Below are 18434 nucleotides of genomic sequence, written 5' to 3' on the forward strand. Positions count from 1 at the left end.
CCTCATCAGGAGCAAGCTCCATCAGAGATCCGCTCGACTTGCATGTATTAGGCACGCCGCCAGCGTTCGTCCTGAGCCAGGATCAAACTCTCCATGAAAGGAGCTTTCACGGCAGGGCTTCCAGAGGAAGTCCCGAGAGTGAAAGTCTCCAACGCATAGAGCCTTTGAGGCTCATTCACTGCTGGTTTGCCTTCCGACGACCGAAGCCGTCTTCCGACGTTTTTGTTTCTTACGCTCAATGTTCAGTTTTCAAAGAACAATCGGTGTTGCTTGTCCGCTCCGTTCCCGAAGCAAGGTCTTTATCTTACCTCATTCGCCGCCGTCTTGCAACCCTCAATTTTTACCAGATTCGATATTTTTCGAGGATATTCGACTTTGCGAATTCATTCGTTATCCGTCCGTCTCGCGGCCGGAATTAGAATATATCACGTTTCATCATAGATTGGCAACCCCTCAAAATATTCCATTTTAAATCGGGAGTGCAATCTCTATCGTCGTCCCCTCGCCCACAACGCTCTGGATCGCCAGACTCCCTCTATGAGCTTCAATAATCCGGCGGCATACCATTAACCCCAGCCCCGTTCCCTGTTCCTTTAAAGAAAAAAACGGTTCTCCGATTTTCTCCAACCGGTCCTCAGGAATTCCGACTCCTTGATCGACGATGCGGGTCAGAACCATGCTCTCGCCTATCTTCTCCATCGATATTTCAATGCTGCCGCCTGATGGCATGGACTCGATAGCATTCTTTAGAACGTTCATATATACTTGCTTGATTTGGTTCGACTCGCAAGGAACAAAGTATTCGGGAGAACTCGTCGTTAGCTTCATTTCTACATTGAACAGCAACGCCTGAGGATTCATAAAGACAATAACGCTATTCATGAGAGTCAAAATATCGCATTCGATGAAATGATTCACCTGAGGTTTGGCCATGCCCAGAAATTCGTTTACGATATAGCTTATTCTATCGATCTCCATGAGCATGATGTCAACGTAAGCGGTATTTTGGACTTGTAGCAACTGCAGGAACCCTTTGAGAGCGGTCAGCGGATTCCGAATCTCGTGCGCCACGCCCGCGGCCAGCTCCCCCGCGATCGATAGCCTGTCCGACCTGCGGATCATTTCTTCCGTTCTTTTGCGCTCGGACAAATCCCGAATGACCAATTGTACGACGGGATTAGCCGAAGTCCGATTGACGCAGATGGAAGCCACCTCGATGTCTACCAACTCCCCGTCCAGCCTTTTCAGCTTCATCTCGATGAAATCCATCATTGCGTCTATTTGTACGACTTTCGTCATTCTCTCTACAATAATCGGAAGATAACTGGAACAGAAAAAGTCCACAATCGGCTTCCCGACGAAATCCTGGTTGGACTGTCCCTTCAATAGCTTAACGCCTACATCGTTAACAAAAGTAATCATACCCGCTTGATGTAAAATGATCGGTTCGGGGGATAGCTTGATTACTCGGCTGAACTCCTTTTCCTTTGCAGCAAGCTCCAGCTCGGCCCGTTTGCGGTCCGTCATATCCCTGATTAAGAGCTGAACGGCCGTTTCCCCCTGAAAGTCGATCACGACTGCCGTCGCTTCCACATAGATGAGGCTTCCGTCGAGCCGAATCAAGTGTTTCTCCACGCGGTCGGACGATGCGTTGCCAGACATCAATTCCGCAAGAGCCGTCGGCAACTTGACCATTTCTTCAGCGGGAAGGAATCGCGAGACATGCTGACCGAGCAACTGCTCCTGACGATCGGCGCCCATAAGACGCAAAGCGGCCTGATTCACGAAAGCGATCTCATAATTCCGATAAACGACGATCGGCTCGGGCGAGCGTTCTACTAATACCCTGTAGCGTTCCTCGCTCTCCCTCAGCTTGTCCTCGGCTCTCTTTTTCTCCGTCGTATCCCTTTCGATCGCGATGACCGCGACTAGGACCCCTTCCTCGTCGTGTACGGGCGAGATGGTCACGTCTGTATGAAAATAGGTGCCCTGTTTCGTCTTCTTGACCGCTTCGAGCACCGTGATTTGTTCTCCGCGCCTAATTCGTTCCAATATCTGCTTGGATTCGACTCGGACGGCCGGGTCCAGAGGAATTTCCTTGCCGACGATCTCCTCCCGGCTCCAACCGTGCAGCTCCTCGAATTTCTTGTTTGCTTCCAACACAATACCGTTCAGATCGACGACATATACCGCATCCGAAGTCAAATTCAGGAAAGCATTCAGAAGCATTAATCGCTTATTGACGTCTAAGAGCAAATTTTCGCTAATGTTAATCACCCTGAATATGAAATGAGATACTTGAGATACTATTCACCATTCCTCTGCAAAATCCTGTATGTTAACGGAAGCTCCGTAAAAGAATGCTATCTCCTTATCTCTCACTGAGCGAATAATCCGTCCATCGAGCCTGATTGTTGCGATCCAGCTCGTTATCTCCGCCCCTCGAACATCGTAAAAAGCCCTCGGTTCCCGATAACGGGAAAGCCGAGGGCTTTTCTAGTCGAGTTCTATTCACGGGACTTTCCCATCTCCATAACTGAACCGCTCGGCATCGAACCGCCCAGATGCTTCAACCACCCCTTGTACTTCTCCAAAGAAAACGCCGGAAAGCCGAGCAGATAATGATTGCCGTACGTCTGACCGTCGACGGTCCAGCGGATGAGCAGCATCCGTTGGTCGCTATGCGAGATCCGAATGCGGCCCAGCTCGATATTGCCGTTAACGGCGGAGACGAACGGCCCTTCCAGCAGGTTCTCGCCCGAATCGGCGTCCCATACCCGGTACGTTCCCCGCTTCTCCTCCAACGTATCGTTGGACAACACGACCCGGACGTGCCAGTCGGACGGCTCGTCGATCATGACGCACAGATCGCGATGCACGTTTTGCAAGTATTGGAAAGCCAGCTTCTTATTAAAATAGTAATCGACCACCGCATCGGAAAACTGCGGCCAGCCGTCGATCATGTTCCACCAGATGATGCCTGTCCTGCGCCATTTTTTCAGCCGCGTCATCTCGACGAAAAACTTCTTGGCCTCGGCCTGGGAAATTTGCGAAGCCAGCGCGAAGTCTTCAAGCCGGTCCGGCACCTCGCCGAACAGCTCCTTGATCTGATTGGCCATCAGCCCGATCCGGTACCCCCACGTCCCCTTTGTGCCGATCGGATCGGAGGCGTGGATCGCCCACTGCTCGTTGTCTTGCCAGGGCCAGAGATGGTCCGCGTCGATGAACCGCTTGATCGATTCGACGTCCGGACAGCCGTGATAGCCGATTTCGCTGACGAAGTGCATTTTGCTCTCCGTATAATATTTGCTCTTATAGTAATCCCGGGGTCCCCACAAATGTTCCTCCGGCAACAACGACAGGTCTTTCTTCTCCCAGAAGCCGGGCGACAGATACGGAGAGCTGGGCAGATAGGGCCGATACGGGTCGCATTGGGAGACGACCGCTGGCAGCACCTCGCGGGAAATCCGGTTAAGCGCCGGATCGATGCCCCGGTTGAGGCTGAATTGGTCGATCTCGTTGTCCCCGCACCATAGAGCGAGCGAAGGGTGGTTTCTCAGCTTGCGCACGACGAAACGCGCCTCCTCGCGAATTTTCGCGTAAAACTCCTCGGTCTGCGGATACAGCCCGCACGCCAGCGAGAAATCCTGCCACACCAGAAATCCTTCGCGATCGCAACGGTCGAAGAAATCGTGATCCTCGTAGACGCTGCCTCCCCATACGCGGACAATATTGCAGTTCATTTCGGCGAACAGATCGAGCATGCGCGGGATGCGGGCCTTGTCCTTGCTATGGAACATATCGGCCGGCACCCAGTTGGAGCCCTTGCAGAAGATCGGGACCCCGTTGACTTTGAACAGAAACTCTCCCGGACGTTCCGCCGAAGTCGTCTCGCTTCTGATCAGCTCCACCGTGCGAATGCCGAACGTATCCGTCCGCTCCGCCAGTACGTCGTCCCGGTGGCGCAGCTCCATGCGAACCTCGTACACATTCGCGGCCCCGTAACCGCGAGGCCACCATAGATGGGGATGGTCGACCCGAAATTCAACATTGCCCGAGGAAAAATGAACCGGACAGCACTTCTCGAACCGGGAGGTTCCGCAAGTACCGACGATGCGCAGTGTAAGTTCGCCTAATAGCAAAGGGTCCGCTTGTACGCTATAAAGCGCTCCGATCCATGCTCCTTTATCGTCGGCGCTTCGCGTATAGAAATACGGCTCCTTGATTTCCGTTTCCCGGTGAACGGCAAGCTCGACGTCCCTCCACAGTCCTGCGGACACCGCGCGGGGCATAATGTCCCAGCCGAAGCCGTGAGCCGCTTTGCGCACCCAGAGCTGCGCCCAGTTGTAGTCCATCGCCCACATCGACGGATCGTATTCGCGCCCCATCGCCTCCAGAACCGGCGATTGCAGACGGATATGAAGGCGGTTCGCTCCCTCCTGCTTCAACTTGCCGGTGACGTCGAACATATGCGAAATCAGCATATTGTCGCTGCTTCCCAACTCCTCGCCGTTCAGCCAGTACGTCGCGAGACAGTCGACGCCATGAAAGACCAACTCGATCCGGCCGTCGCCCTGGCGAGGGACCGGCGTCTCAAACTCTTTCTCGTACCACCATTCGTACAGCTCGTATTTTTTCAGTTCGCCGATCCGACTCCCTCCGTACGGGTCCTCCAGCCTCCCTGCCCGCTGCATGTCCAACTCCACGTTCCCGGGCACTTCGGCCTCCAGCGAAGTCGGTCCGCCATCCTTCAGCCGATCGGGATGAATCATTCCGCTCTCCCGCTGCGGCAAGCCGTATAGCTTCCACGTTCCGTTAAGACTGATTGTTCGCACTCCGTTCTCCTCCGTTTCCCGCCGTTCCGTCCGCTCGCGCAAGAGAGACGGCAGTATCTATAGATTGGCGATCCGGGCTTCCTCCGCCACGGATAAGCCGGCGTAATCCCCAACGCGCTCATTTAATTCAGCCGGAACGATGCGGCATGCGGACAGCGACAAGGATAGCCCCTCGCTGGCCAGCGCCTCCGTCATCGCCGACTCCAGAAGCTCGCGCTGCCTGGCGTAAATGCTGCCGATCACGATTCGCTCCGGGTTCAGCATATCAACCAGAATCGCCAGTCCCCTCCCAAGCTGCCGGCCGACGAAGCGATAGATTTCCCGCGCCAGCTCGTCGCCCGCATGGGCGGCCTCCGCAACGGCCAGCGCCGTAACGGAAGGGATATCCCGCTCCCGAGGGCAGAACGCGACCGCTTCCCCGCGGGCCAGACGTTCGGCGGCAGCCTCCCGAGCCAATTGGGCGATTCCCGCTCCGCTGCAATAGCCTTCGAAGGAGCCGGCTTTGCCGTAGCCGACCGGTCCGTCCGGCTCCAGCCGGACATGTCCGATCTCGCCTGCCATATCGTTCGTTCCTGTATGCAGCCGACCGCTCAAAATCAAGCCGGCGCCCATACCCGTACCGAATGTCAGAAACACGACGTTGGCAGCCCCCCGACCGGCCCCCCACTTCCATTCGGCCAGCGCACAGGCGTTGGCGTCGTTCTGCAGGGCGACGGGCACTCCGAATCGCTGCCGGAACGGCTTAAGAACGTCGATCCGGTCCCAGCCAGGCAAGTTCGGCGGAGAAAGCGCCAGCCCCCGACGGCTGTCCAGCGGTCCGCCGCAGCTTACGCCGACGGCATCCGGAGAGGAGAAGCCATGCTTGGCAAGCAGCCGCTCCAGCTCCTCCGCCAAGCGGGACAGTATCGCATCCGGTTCTCCGTTCGTAGGGAAAGCGACTCTATCGATCAGCCGAATTCCCTCACTCTCCGCCCCTCCCGTCGCTCCCAGACAAACCGCGCACTTCGTCCCCCCGATATCGATTCCCGCCAGGACGTTCATGATCCGAAAAACTCCTCTTCCAGGCAGATGCACAGGCCGTGATAGATCGGAAGATGCCGCTCCTGCACGTCTGGAGTCGACTGCCAGGGAACGCGGATCGCCACCTCGCACGCCTCGCGCATTCTTCCGCCGCCCTCGCCGGTCAGACCTACAGTGCGCAGCCCAAGCGTCTTCGCCACCTGCATCGCCCGGATGACGTTGGGCGAATTGCCCGAAGTGCTCAACCCGATCAGCGCGTCTCCCGGCCTCCCGTAGCCGTACACCTGCTGGGCGAAGATCATCTCCGCGTCGACATCGTTGCCGTACGCCGTCAGGAGCGCCGTCTGGCTAACCAGCGAGATTGCCGGCAGAGCCCCCTGCAAGCCTTCCGCCAAGCGGGCTCCCTCCAGAGGATCGCTGCGCAGAAACCTCTCGCGCTCCTCCGGCGGCAAGCTTCTTTTCTTCATAAAGCCCTTCATCAGCTCTCCGACGATATGCTCGCTGTCCGAGGCGCTTCCCCCGTTGCCGCACAGCAGCACTTTACCTCCTGAGCGGTAAGTTTCTATTAATAATTCCAGCGCGCGTCCGATATCCGGCAAGCAAACCTCCAAATCCGGATACTTGCGCAGCATGGCCTGCCAAACCGGCTGGCCCCGCATCTTAGCTTCATCTACTTCGCTCATGACGCTCCGCCTCCCGCCGGCTCGGCCAATCTCCCATTCCACGCTTGAAGCGCCCGAAGCTGATAGTCCCGATTGTTGTCGCCCGTTACGCTCCAATCCTTCTGCGACCAGTAATCGTACACCCACAGCGCGGCCAGCGGCACGTCCGCCTTCTCCATCGCTTCAAGCAATTGCCCGAATCTCCGTTCAGCCAGTTCATGATCGACGAGCCCGCCTTCTTCCTCCGCTTCTCCGACGCCGAACTCACCGATAAAAAGCGGCTTTCCGAGCTTACGGGCCGTTTCCTGCATCAAGCCTAGCGTTTTATCCGTATCGAGAGGTGCGCCGAAGCGCGTATTTTCATATAAATAGTAGTGAACGGAAAGCACGTCCAGCGGATCGGGATTGCCCTCCTCCAGAGCAAGCGCGAATTGCTCCTCCGTATCTTGGTCGAAAGTCCCGCGCTCCCGTTGGTTCCATTGGCTAGGCCGCGGAATGCTGCCGCCGCCGATGACGACTCTATGCTTGTCGTACTTCCTGACTTCTTCCGAGAACAACCGATAGGCGGTAGCGACCATCTCCCCCGTTAAGTCGTCCTCCTCGCTTCGCTCCATCGCCGTACCCAGCTCGCCTGCGATTGCCGGACGATTGTCGGCCGCGTTCGGCAGGTCCTGTTCCAGGTTATATTCGTTGCCGAATTCCCAGCCCCAGATCGCCGGGGAATCCGCGTATCTGCCGACAACGTCGGCCACGTACCGACGCATGAACGCGATCGTTCGGCTCTCCGGGTCGCCCCAGCGATTGCGAGGCTCCTTGACCAGATCGGGCACGTTCGAGTGATACCAGAATAATGAAGGAATCAATCCGATTCCGCGGTCCTCCGCGGCTTTGACGAAATCGTCCATGAGTTCGAAGTATCGCTCTTTGTTCTCAAGATACAGCTTGTTGTCGTTCGGCCAATACCCGCCCGCCATAAACCGGATGAACGGAATTTGATACTCGGCCAGTACGTCCAGGCCGTTCCGGTATGAGGTGTCGGTCGGATCGGCCAGCGTTCGCGAGAACGCGTTGAAGTAATTGACCCCGACTCCCTTATAGGGTTTGCCGTCCTTCGTAAGTACGCCGTTCGCGTCCACGCAAAGCCCGGTCGCTTGGCCGCAGCCGGAATCGGGCCGTTCGCTTCCGGTGCAGCCGGATAGCATCGGCAAACATAACATAGCCGCCGACAACAGCATTGGCGCTCGCTTCATCTCTGTTGCTCCCCTCGTCGAGCCGGTATGCGCCCGGCGCTATCGTTGTTACAGCTTAATGCCCGAAGACGTTAGCCCTTCCACGTAATATTTGCTGGCGAAGGCGAAGAGAAGGATAAGCGGAACCGAAGAAATGACGTATGCCGAGAACAGCAGCGGATAGTTCGTCTCCGCCCCCTTCGTGCTCAGTTCCGCCGAGAAATCCCGCAGCGCCACGGCAATCGTGAAAATCTCCCGATCGGTAAGGATGATCGAAGGACCGACCAAGTCGTTCCACACATTCATGACCTGCATGACGGCCAGCGTCGCCAGAATCGATAACGAAACCGGCACCGCGATCCGGTAGTACAAGCGAAAATTCCCGCAGCCGTCCAATCTGCCGGCTTCGAACAACTCCTCCGGGATCGAGGCGAAAAAGCCTCTCAGCAGAAAAATCCCGAAAATCGGAGCGCCGAAGATGCCGGGAAGAATGAGTCCCCATAAGGAGTTGACCAGCCCGAGATCCCGGATCAGAAGATACCAGGGAATGAGCCCGAGAATGCCGGGCACCATCATTAGCGCGATAATGAAATAGAACAGAACCTCTTTGCCGTAAAATCGCATTCGCGCGAATACGAATCCGCCCAGGGAGGAGAGAAACACGCCCCCGACCGTAATCAGCCCGGCGACGAACACTGTATTCCATACCGGTCGACCGATTCGCTCCCACGCCGGCTCGAGGTTAGAAAACCAAAGAGGCAGCGAAGGCGCGAACTGATTATATTGGAATTCCAATCCGTCCTTCGTAAATCCGAACAGCAGAATGGCTAGGGGATACACGCTCATGAACAGCAGCAATAAAATGACGAGATGCAGCAGCAGTTGCGCTTTGCTCTTGGCCATCTTCTTCACCCCCGGTCCGATTGAATATATTTCATGCTGACGATGGTCAGGAGAAGCGCGAACAGGAACAGCATCAAGCCGATCGCGCTGGCGTAACCGAAATTGTTATACGTAAACGCCTGCTTGTACATGTGGTAGCCGGGAACCATGGAGGAATAGCCCGGCCCTCCGTCCGTCAGCACCAGTTGGCGGCCAAAGTCCTGCAGTCCCCCGATCATTCCCGTAACGATGAAAAATTTGATCTGTCCCGTCACGAGCGGAATATCGATGTAACGCACTCTTTTCCACGAGGTCGCCCCGTCAAGCCTGGCGCTGTCGAGCACCTCAGTCGGGATGTTCATCAGCCCGGACAGATAAATCAATGGACCGATCCCCGCCGCCCAAGGAAAACCCATGAACAGCATGGAGAACAACACCGTGCTTCCGTCGCTGAGCCAGCCTCTCTTCCACGATTCCAGCCCCAGGTAATCCAGCAGCGAATTAATAAGCCCGATGTTCGGATCGTAGATGAAATTCCAGACAAGCAGCCCGACGACGCCGGGAACGACCAGCGGAACGAGCAGGACAACCCGGTAAAAGTATTTCATCTTCGGATCGCGGACGAAATAGATCAACTCCGCTACGATCAACGGCACCGTAACTCCGATGACGAGTCCTCCGAACAGCAGGATCAGCATGTTGGGAATCGAATTCAACAACACTTCGTCGTGCGCCATTCTGGTGAAGTTGGTCAAGCCGACGAACGACCATTTGTCGGTCGCCGCGTCCCAATCGAAAAAGGCCTGCCCCAACCCGCGAATCGGAGGATAATAAGCGAACAAGAGCAAACCGCCGATGATCGGCAGCAGCAAGAGATAGGCTTGCAAGCTTTCGCGCCATTGACGGCTCATCGTTATCCCCCTCCCAGTTGAATGTGTCCGTTTTTGTTCGGCTTAGGCTTGCCGCCGTCCTCTTCGCCTTCGGCATCCGTTCCCGACGGCTTGACGACGGGAATGTCGACGAAAGCCTTCTTCTTAATGCCGATAATCTTGCCGACGGAAATGTCGGTAATCGCGATCCGATTGTCTACAATCGGCGTAAAAGGCCCTTCGCGATACGAGTAGTAGTCAAACGAGGCTTCGCCGTCGGCATTTGTCTTGATTCGACTCGCTTTTAATTGGCCGTAGCCTTCCGTGCGGACAAGGGTCAACTCGTCCCCGCCCCGCGGAGTACCGTCCGGATTCGTTACTGTGATCCGTACTTTCATCACGCTTTTACCGTCCGCGGGCAGGGTTTCCGTCTCCAGGCTGGAACGAATGACGACCTCCCGATTGTTCTCCAGCAGTCCGATGACGACCAGCACTGCCGCGAAGACCAGCACCGCAAGCCAAATCCATCCTTTGCTTCTCATTCCCGTTCACCTCGGCGACGCGGAAAGGGGGCTATGCCCCTCCCTCCCGCGCATGATTCCTTACCACTTCGACGTATCCAGCTTCTGGGAAGCGATCACCTGATCGGCTCCGGTCCGGAACGCTTTCTCGATATTGGCGAAGAAGGTTTTGTCGTCCATCTTGTTATCGACCCAGTTCGTTACGTTGCGGCGAACGGCATCATACGTTTCCGAATCGAACCAGACGTTCATGCCGAAGTTAATATCCGGGAGTATAGGCGATTCGGATTCCTTGATTCCGTCGAATAGAGAGAGAGCTTCGGCCCCTTTTACCGTCGGACGTCCGACCGGAATTTCGTTAACCAGATATTCGTTGACGTCCGCCTTGGTCAAATAATGAAGAAATTGGATTGCCGCATTGGTCGTTCCCGCTTTCTCGACGGTCGGCTTGACGATCGCCAGGTTGAACATCGCTTGGATATTTTTCGGAAAGCCTTGCTGCTTCTCATAATCCGCCGCCAGCGGCGTCGAGTCGGACCCGATATACGGTTTCGAGAACATTCCCCAGCGGAACGAACGCTTCGTATCGCTCAGCTCCGAGCTCAGCTCCCACATTCCTCCTTCGCGTATTCCGGCTTTCCCCTGCTGCCATAGCGGCTTCATATCCTGCGTCGCCCAGCCCTGCGGCCATAACGAGGCGAACGCCTTGTATTGCTTCCACACTTCTTGCATTTCCGGTTTGTCCTGGGAGACGATCCCCTTATGAATGGAACGGATCCATTCATCTCCAGCCATCTCCTCGGGCGTCTTGGCGCCAGTGTAATTGTACTCGCCGATGAATTTATTCGTGAGAATCGGTACGGAAACCTGAAGCATCTGCCATAACGTAGGTCCTTTGTTCTCTACAGTCGGAATAATCGGGATGTATCCGGCCTCCTTGATCTTGGTAAGCGCGGATACGAATTCGGCCCATGTGTTCGGAACGGCGAGACCCAGCTCTTCGAAAATATCAATATTATAGAAGAAAGTCGTGGAATCGCCTGCGGCTTGCATAATCGGAACCGTGTACCTCTGGCCGTCGCTGAACTTCGTAATAATCTCCGCATTGGTAAAGGTGTCCAGCCATTTCGCATTCGCATCGACGTACAGGTTGGGTTGATCGAGATAATCGTCGATCGGCAGCAACCAGCCCTGGCCGACCATGTTCTGCGGCGTATCCGTCGCCCAAGTAATGTCCGGAGCGTCGCCAGAGGCGATCTTCGTCGTCATCCAGGTCAAGTATTCCTCTTGCGAGCTTGTGGGCGCTTTCAAGATCTCCACGCTAATGTGCGGGTTCTCTTTCGTAAAATCCTCGATAATCTTGTCAAGCGCCACTCTTGGAACCGGCGTGCCTTCCGTCGGCGTTTTGTCTTCTGTTGGCGTAAACATCTGGGTTGTAATTCTTAACTTCACCGGCTTGTTGTCGTCCGGCTGCTTTGAAGCGGAAGCCGAAGACGGCGCAGAGGACGAAGGCGAACCGCTATCGGTTGCGGAGCCGCCGCTATTGCCGGAGCAAGCCGTCAGAGTAAGTGCGACGAGCAGCAGAATCAGCAGAGCGGAGCTTGCGGAATTGCTCAATCCCTTTTTCATGTAGAGACCCTCCCGAAATTTATTAACCACAATTTGATATTATTTTCTTTTTATTAATTAGTCAAAGATTAATTTTTAGTTAATTTTCCGAGATAAATGCTGGATTAAAGCAATTCCCAATGTTAAGATGTAGTTAATTCATACTTCCGCTTCATGGCTATTATTGTTAAAATGAGACTATAAATGTATACCCGGGGGTTTCCATGGCGAAAAAAGTCACTTTGCTCGATATATCCAAACAGTTGGGCTTGTCGACGGCAGCCGTCTCCAAGGCGCTGCGCGGTCTCGATGGCATTAGTCCGGAAACAAGAAAAGCCGTCATGGATACGGCCATAAAGCTAGGCTACAAAGACTTCGCAGAGAGCGCGCCTGCGCTTTCAACGTCGCATACCTCCCAAAGCGGACGGGTGCTGTTCGTCGTCGATCCCCGCTTTATGACCGAGGCTCATACGATGGCTTCCTATTTCTTCATCGATAAGACGTTGAAGGAGCTCGGCTTTCAATCGTCCCTGCAGGCTTTGTCGGTATCCGGAGAAATGACGGACGAGGCCGTCTTCCGCGACAAGGATGTCGTCGCCTTGTTTTTGTTCGGGAGAATTTCCGCGAAAAGCGTAGAAAGGATGGTCGGCTTGAACAAGCCGATCATCCTTCTGGATCATGAATTTCCTTATGCGGAGATCGATTCGGTGATGGTCGATCACTATGAGGGGGCATTCCTGGCGGTACGGCACTTCGTGCAAAACGGCCACATTCGCATCGGGTACATCGGCGACAATAAGCTGTCTCCGGGATTTCTCGCCCGCTACCGCGGCTTCTGCGACGCGCTCGATTTCTGGGGGTTGGAGCGCCGCTCCGAATATATGTACGACGTTCATTTCGCCGATTCGTTCGGAGACATCCACTTCGATATAATTCCGTCCAAGCTGGATTACGGGAACTTGCCGTCCGCCTTCTTCTGCGCGAACGATCCGATAGCCTTCGTCGTCAATCACGCTTTGACCGCGCAAGGTATCCGCACGCCGGACGACGTGTCGATTATCGGCTTCGATAACCTGGAGTCTTGCCAATGGCAATCCCCGCCGATCAGTTCGCTCGATTATCAGCGGGAGCAGGTCGCCATCCAAGCCGTGAACCTCATGCTGTGGCGTATGGATCACCCGGATGCGCCCCGCAACAAAATTATGGTGAAGCCCGAGCTGGTCGTACGCAAATCCGTGGCCCCTCCGGCAATAAAATAAACGAAAGAGGCTGTCCCATAATTAAAAAGAGTCGTACGAAAAGATGATCGATAGAGAATGTTGCCGTGCATGCATCTCTATGAGGCAGTCTCCAGGAGATACATGCACTTTTTCTGATCGATCATCTTGTACAACTCTGCTTATGGGACAGCCTCTTCGCGCACAACCATCAGCAAATCTTTTCCTTCTGCCAGCGGATCGATTCATCGTACTTCGAATAATGGAATCCGATGCTTTCCCAGTATCTCTGCAAATCTTGACGCTGCCAGCCCTCGTACAGTTCCTCCCACGTATACGGACCGTGCGGCAGCAGCGAGCCGGGCTCGATGACCGTGTCCGGCTTCAAAGCCTGGTACCTGAAATCGCAGGACATTCGGATTTGCCCCGGCTCCTGGTTCGGCATCGACTTGTGAACGGTCAAGCTATTAAAGGTCAACACGTCTCCGGCTTCGAAATCGATCGTCTGCCATTCGTAATCAAGGCCGCACAGAATCGTTTCCAGCCCGCCGGCTCCCGGCGCTTCCGTAACGCCCAGCAATCCGGCTTTATGACTGCCTTTCAGCACAGCGAGACCGCCTAACTGACGGGAAACGTCTCCAAGAGGAATCCAGGCCGTCCAAGTTTCGGTTTCTCCTTGTATATGAAGAAAATCCTGATGAGACGGCGTGATTGTGGCATCTCGATGGGGCAGCATCACCCGGGCGATATTTCTGGGATGGGGGAACGGCTCGTAGCCGAATAACGTGCGATACATGGAGAGCAGCTTTTCGTGATGGGCCATTGCATGAAAAGACTCCAACCCCTGAATCGCCCGATAGATATCCCTCGTCACCCCTACGCCATTCCAGCGAAGCTCTTCGTCGGAATGGCGATTAACCGCTTCCACATCGGCCATCCCGTCGATCAGCGAATAGCGGGAATCCATCAAGCCGCGACTTTCCAGAATCTCCATGACTTCAAGCCTCAGCTTCAGTACGGTCTCCCGCGGAATAAGCCCTTTGAAGAAAAGCATGCCGTCCTTCTCCGCTCGGCCTCGAAGCGCCTCGGAATCGGCAAGCAACGGTGAAGAGTCTAGAAACGTCCCTGCGATCGGACTTAGATTATTGTCCTTGACCGGCTGTTCTTTCACGATTCATCTCTCCTTGGAATATTGATTTTGATGCCATATTATCATAGAGAGAAGATAGAAGGATTTAGCGGCAGCCGGGTCGTATTTGTCATTTATCGGCTTTTTCGTTTATCGTCAGGAGGTATCGCCCATGTCCGACAACGAGCGCAAATTCAACCCTATCGTTCATTATGCAAATCGACTTGCCTGCCGGCCGGGAGAGACGTTCGGTCCGAGAGTAATCGATGATTATCAGTGGCTGTACGTTGAAAAAGGGAAGGGCGAGATCACGATCAACGGTCAAGTGCACCCCGTGGAATCGGGTTGCCTGCTCGGCTACGGCCCGGAGGTTCCGCACCGAATCTCCGCCGATACAGACGATCCCTTCGTCCTGTTCGGCTTGCACTTCGCACCCGATGAATCCGAATACGTCGACCGGCCGCATCATCCCTCCGTACGCAACATCGAGCATTCTCCGGAAATCGTTCACGGCTCCTCTGCCTCGGACGACGTTCCGAACGCCCTGATCCCCCCCTGCTCGCTAGTCGGGTCATGGGCGCTTCCTTTTTTCGAAGAGCTGGTTAAGGAATTTGATCGTCGGGACGAATATGCGCCGCTGGCTCTTCGCGCCGCGATGATTCGACTTTACGTTCGTCTACGTAGAACGGCCAATGCCGATTCCGCCCCGACCAGGCGCAACGACATCGTCGAACGGATTCGCACTGCGCTCGAAAAGCGTGCGGAAGAGGATTACCGGATGGAGTGGCTGGAGGAGATCACGGGGTATAGCCACGACTACGCCTCAAAAGTTTATAAGGAAATCGCCGGAACCTCCCCTCATTCCGATCATCAGAGGATGAGGCTTCAAGTCGCACAAAGGTACCTCGAAACGACCGGGCTGTCGGTGACGGAGATCGCGGATACGCTGCAATTCGGGAGCATTCATTATTTTTGCAAATGGTTCCGCCGTATGTCCGGCTTGTCTCCAAGCGCTTATCGTTCACGAAAACGGATGATCTAACCTATTGCGAACGCCGCCTCAATCGATTAGGATAATCTCAAGTAAACTTATCGACATTGAGGTGATTTGAATGCGCGAAGTTCCTATGAGATATGTAAAGGCAAACCAAGCGGGAATCGTGCTATCGGTTATTTTATTTTTCCTGCTGCATCAGATTTGGATTTTAGCAGCCCTGTGGGCCATCCAATTGGCCGGACTGCTTACCGAGGGAAAGCTGAATCTATTTGTACAGATCGCCAAGCTCGCGCTTAAAAATAAAGGAGAAGAAATGCAGGCGCTTGAGCTGCAGCGCTTCAACAATCTGCTGGCCGTCCTGTTTCTTACGCTTGCGCTAGTCTTTTTCGGCCTGGGCTGGGACATTGCCGGATACGCCTTCGTAGCCATGCTGCTGTTGGCAGCCGGGGCGGCGCTGGTCGGGTTCTGCATCGGTTGCACGATCTATTTCTGGATCAAACAGATACGCGCGGGGCGTTTTCGCCGGAATTAACGGCAAATCCCCCACATACTTTGGTGCATGAAAATATAATTATACGAATATATATTGCGACGGCATCGTCAAGACAAAAACGGCACAGGTTGCCGTTCCTTGAGGTCGACCAGATTAAACGGTCTATGCGTTACTCCGGCCGTTGGGCAATAAGGCACTGATTTGGCCTCCGCTCCACGGCTTGGTTGACACCAGGGCACTTTTTTGGCCTCCACCTGACTCAGACGGATCGATTTAGTCCCTCCCAGACACTTATTCACCTGTCATCGGCTCAGACGGACCGATTTAGTCACTCTCAGACACTTATTCACCTATCACCACTCCGCGGCTTGGGTAGCATAAGGGCACTTTTTTGGCCTCCATTCCGCGGCTCCGGTTGGCTAGAGCATAATCTAATCGGCTGGACCGTGGAGTGAGTAGGTTTAGGCTTAAACTGACAACATTGGGGACTCCCCGCCTTTTGCCTTCAACCGTTGAAAACGGTCAATTTGCCTTTATCTCCACAACCTCGCCTCGCCTCACCGCTCCGCCCCACCACGTTACGTCACGTCACGACTGCCGAATCTGTTTAAAAGAAGAAAAAAGCCCCTGCCCCACTTGTAAAGTGAGCGCAGAGGCTTTATCGATTTGTTCTATTCCGTGCCGCCGAGAAGGCGAACCAACTCTTCCTCATCCTCCAGCACGGGAACGCCGAGGTCGCGCGCCTTGGTCAGCTTGCTGCCTGCGCTCTCGCCCGCAATGACGAGGTCGGTTTTCTTGGATACGCTGCCTGACACCTTTGCACCGAGCGCTTCCAGCTTTTTGGCGGCTTCGTCCCGCGTCATCAGCGTTAACGTACCGGTTAGCACAACCGTTTTGCCGAAGAGAGGATGGTTCGCGTCCGCGCTCGCAGCGGCCGGGGCGGCAGCTTCCGCCCTCACGCCAAGCTCGCGCATCCGGGCGATGCTCGCTTCATTAAGCGGGTCGCGGAAGTAGTAATAGATGCTCTCAGCGACGATGCCGCCGACGTCCGGCAAGCCGATCAATTCTTCCACTTCCGCGACCATCAGGCGGTCCAGGTCTCCGAAATGATCGGCCAGCATTTTCGTCGTCGCCTTGCCCGTATTCGGAATACCGAGCGCGTTCAGGAACGAAGCGAGCCCGCGGGACTTCGACTTCTCCAGCGCATCGAGCAAGTTGGACGCCTTCTTTGCTCCGAACCGCTGCAATCCGACCAACTGCTCCAGGGTCAGGCTGTATAGATCAGCAGGCTCCCGAACGCCGAGCTCATCATACAACTGCTCCGCCGTCTTACCGCTGAACGTCTCGATATCCATGCAATCGCGCGAAGCAAAATGGGTGATTCGTCCGATAATTTGCGGCTTGCAGCCGAGACGATTGTTGCAGAACAGATGAGCTCCGCGCATCTCAAGCGGGAAGCCGCAGCCGGGACATACCTCGGGAACGGCGATCGCCGCTCCTTCCTCGTCATCCGCCTTGCCGAGTATTTCCGGAATAACGTCATTGGAACGGCGAATAAAGACCCTCGTTCCGAGCGCATTCAACAAGTTTTTCCGTTCGATGTCGCCGATGTTGTTGAGCGTACAATTTTGCACGGTCACTCCGGCCAACTCGACAGCCTCCACGCGAGCAAGCGGAGTCACTTTGCCTGTACGGCCCAGCTCCCAAGAGACGGACTCGAGCACGGTTGTCGTTTCCTCGGCCTCGAATTTGAAGGCGACGGCCCAACGAGGAAATTTGTCCGTATAACCAAGCGCCTCGCGCGTTCTCATATCGGTCAGCTTGACGACCGCTCCGTCGATCAAATAATCCAGCTCTCCGCGACGTGCGACGATCGACTCAAGCTCCTTAACAAGGTCGTCCACATTCGAAAAATAGGCGATGTACGGATTCACCGGAAACTTATTTTCCCGCAGGAACGCCATCATCTCGCGGTGGTTGGCGAACGAAATTCCGTCCGAAAAACCGACGTTGTAGAAGAACGCGTCCAGCTTGCGCGAAGCCGTCACCCTCGGGTCGAGGTTGCGGAGCGCCCCGGCGGCGCCGTTACGTGCGTTCTTAAGCGGCTCCGCCGCCGTTTCGTTATACTTTTCCAGCACGGAGAGCCGCATAAAGCCCTCGCCTTGAACCTCGACCGTTCCGCCATTGTACCCGACCGTCAGAGGAACGGTCCTAATCGTACGAACCTGGGCCAAGATGCCTTCTCCGACTTCTCCGTTCCCTCTCGTCGCGGCCTGCGTCAACTCCCCGCCGTCATAAGTCAGATTAAGCGACAGTCCGTCGAACTTCAGCTCGACGACGTACTCCGGATCAGGGAGCGGCTGTTCCGGATTTTTGGCGTTGTAGTCGGCAATCAGCTTATTGACGCGCGCCAGCCATGCGGTCAGATCCTCGATATCCTGCGCTTTGTCCAGGCTCCACAGCCGGGACAAATGGCGGTGAGGCTCAAAGCCTTTCAGAATGTCTCCGCCGACTCTACGCGTCGGGGAGTCCGGCAACACCGTGCCCATCGACGCTTCAAGAGCGGTCAATTCGTCGTAGAGAGCATCGTATTCCTTGTCGCTGACCGTCGGATTATCCTCCGTATAATAACGATGGCCATGCGCATTTAACTCGTCCACGAGGTTCCGCATCCGTTCCAGCAATTCCATTTGCGCCATGCACGTTGTCCCCTCTTAATTAAAAGTAATCTCGGGCTTCTCTTAAGTGTGAATGTTCAACAAGTTCGAGTGATCAAACTCCGACTTACTGAACAACATCTACGTCTATTGTAGCTCGGAAAGCCGCCAAATGATACCCGGGAGCCAGTCGCCTTCATTGAAGGAGTTGGAGCTTGCTCTAGACCGACTAAGTCAGCTTGCAGCTCCAGCTTCCATGCCATTAGCCGCTCCAGGCCGACTCAGTATGCTTCGATTTCTCGCCGCTCCCATCGC

14 protein-coding genes and 1 rRNA gene are annotated in these 18434 nt (G+C 55.1%); 3 read left to right on the forward strand and 12 right to left on the reverse strand.

Annotated elements, in window-relative coordinates; all coding sequences use genetic code 11:
* From DFP98_RS10465 to DFP98_RS10510, 10 genes are all read right to left on the reverse strand, one after another.
* Positions 1–98, reverse strand: a 16S ribosomal RNA gene (locus DFP98_RS10465); the annotation flags it as partial.
* A gap of 370 nt (positions 99–468) precedes the next feature.
* A complete protein-coding gene (locus DFP98_RS10470; RefSeq protein WP_147310161.1) occupies positions 469–2229 on the reverse strand; it encodes a PAS domain-containing sensor histidine kinase in 1761 nt (586 codons plus the stop codon).
* 278 nt (positions 2230–2507) lie between these two features.
* Positions 2508–4835, reverse strand: a complete 2328-nt coding sequence (locus tag DFP98_RS10475; RefSeq protein ID WP_116060542.1) for a glycoside hydrolase family 2 protein — start codon at positions 4833–4835, stop codon at positions 2508–2510.
* A gap of 57 nt (positions 4836–4892) precedes the next feature.
* On the reverse strand, positions 4893–5876 hold the full coding sequence (locus tag DFP98_RS10480) for an ROK family protein (RefSeq protein WP_181917604.1): 984 nt from the start codon (positions 5874–5876) through the stop codon (positions 4893–4895).
* A complete protein-coding gene (locus DFP98_RS10485; RefSeq protein WP_246016490.1) occupies positions 5873–6538 on the reverse strand; it encodes a D-sedoheptulose-7-phosphate isomerase in 666 nt (221 codons plus the stop codon). The genes DFP98_RS10480 and DFP98_RS10485 overlap by 4 nt, the downstream gene beginning before the upstream one ends.
* Entirely contained in the window at positions 6535–7767 is a 1233-nt protein-coding gene (locus DFP98_RS10490) for a cellulase family glycosylhydrolase (RefSeq protein ID WP_116060543.1), read from the reverse strand. The genes DFP98_RS10485 and DFP98_RS10490 overlap by 4 nt, the downstream gene beginning before the upstream one ends.
* Positions 7768–7815: 48 nt before the next feature.
* Complete coding sequence (locus DFP98_RS10495) at positions 7816–8649, reverse strand: carbohydrate ABC transporter permease (protein WP_116060544.1); 834 nt, start codon at positions 8647–8649, stop codon at positions 7816–7818.
* A gap of 5 nt (positions 8650–8654) precedes the next feature.
* Entirely contained in the window at positions 8655–9539 is an 885-nt protein-coding gene (locus DFP98_RS10500; RefSeq protein ID WP_116060545.1) for a carbohydrate ABC transporter permease, read from the reverse strand.
* Positions 9540–9541: 2 nt separating this feature from the next.
* Positions 9542–10039 (reverse strand): hypothetical protein, encoded by a 498-nt coding sequence (locus DFP98_RS10505; protein WP_116060546.1) that lies wholly within the window; start codon positions 10037–10039, stop codon positions 9542–9544.
* A gap of 60 nt (positions 10040–10099) precedes the next feature.
* The gene (locus tag DFP98_RS10510; RefSeq protein ID WP_116060547.1) at positions 10100–11647 is read right to left on the reverse strand and encodes an ABC transporter substrate-binding protein; all 1548 of its coding nucleotides are present in this window, start codon (positions 11645–11647) and stop codon (positions 10100–10102) included.
* A 203-nt stretch (positions 11648–11850) separates the two neighbouring features.
* Between DFP98_RS10510 and DFP98_RS10515 the strand changes: the two genes are divergently transcribed.
* Positions 11851–12885, forward strand: coding sequence for a LacI family DNA-binding transcriptional regulator (locus DFP98_RS10515; RefSeq protein WP_116060548.1), 1035 nt, complete (start codon positions 11851–11853; stop codon positions 12883–12885).
* A gap of 169 nt (positions 12886–13054) precedes the next feature.
* Here DFP98_RS10515 and DFP98_RS10520 read toward each other — a convergent pair whose 3' ends face one another.
* Positions 13055–14014 carry a phytanoyl-CoA dioxygenase family protein gene (locus DFP98_RS10520; protein WP_116060549.1) on the reverse strand — a complete coding sequence of 320 codons (960 nt, stop codon included), beginning with the start codon at positions 14012–14014 and terminating at the stop codon, positions 13055–13057.
* Positions 14015–14144: 130 nt separating this feature from the next.
* Between DFP98_RS10520 and DFP98_RS10525 the strand changes: the two genes are divergently transcribed.
* Together DFP98_RS10525 and DFP98_RS10530 are read left to right on the forward strand one after the other, a co-directional pair.
* A complete protein-coding gene (locus tag DFP98_RS10525) occupies positions 14145–15014 on the forward strand; it encodes an AraC family transcriptional regulator (protein WP_116060550.1) in 870 nt (289 codons plus the stop codon).
* 70 nt (positions 15015–15084) lie between these two features.
* Positions 15085–15501 carry a DUF4395 domain-containing protein gene (locus DFP98_RS10530; RefSeq protein WP_116060551.1) on the forward strand — a complete coding sequence of 139 codons (417 nt, stop codon included), beginning with the start codon at positions 15085–15087 and terminating at the stop codon, positions 15499–15501.
* 632 nt (positions 15502–16133) lie between these two features.
* Here DFP98_RS10530 and ligA read toward each other — a convergent pair.
* Positions 16134–18152 (reverse strand): NAD-dependent DNA ligase LigA, encoded by a 2019-nt coding sequence (gene ligA, locus DFP98_RS10535; protein WP_116060751.1) that lies wholly within the window; start codon positions 18150–18152, stop codon positions 16134–16136.
* Positions 18153–18434: the final 282 nt, after the last annotated feature.

Origin of the sequence: Cohnella phaseoli (genome assembly GCF_003386235.1) — a bacterium.
Taxonomy (GTDB): Bacteria; Bacillota; Bacilli; order Paenibacillales; family Paenibacillaceae; genus Cohnella; species Cohnella phaseoli.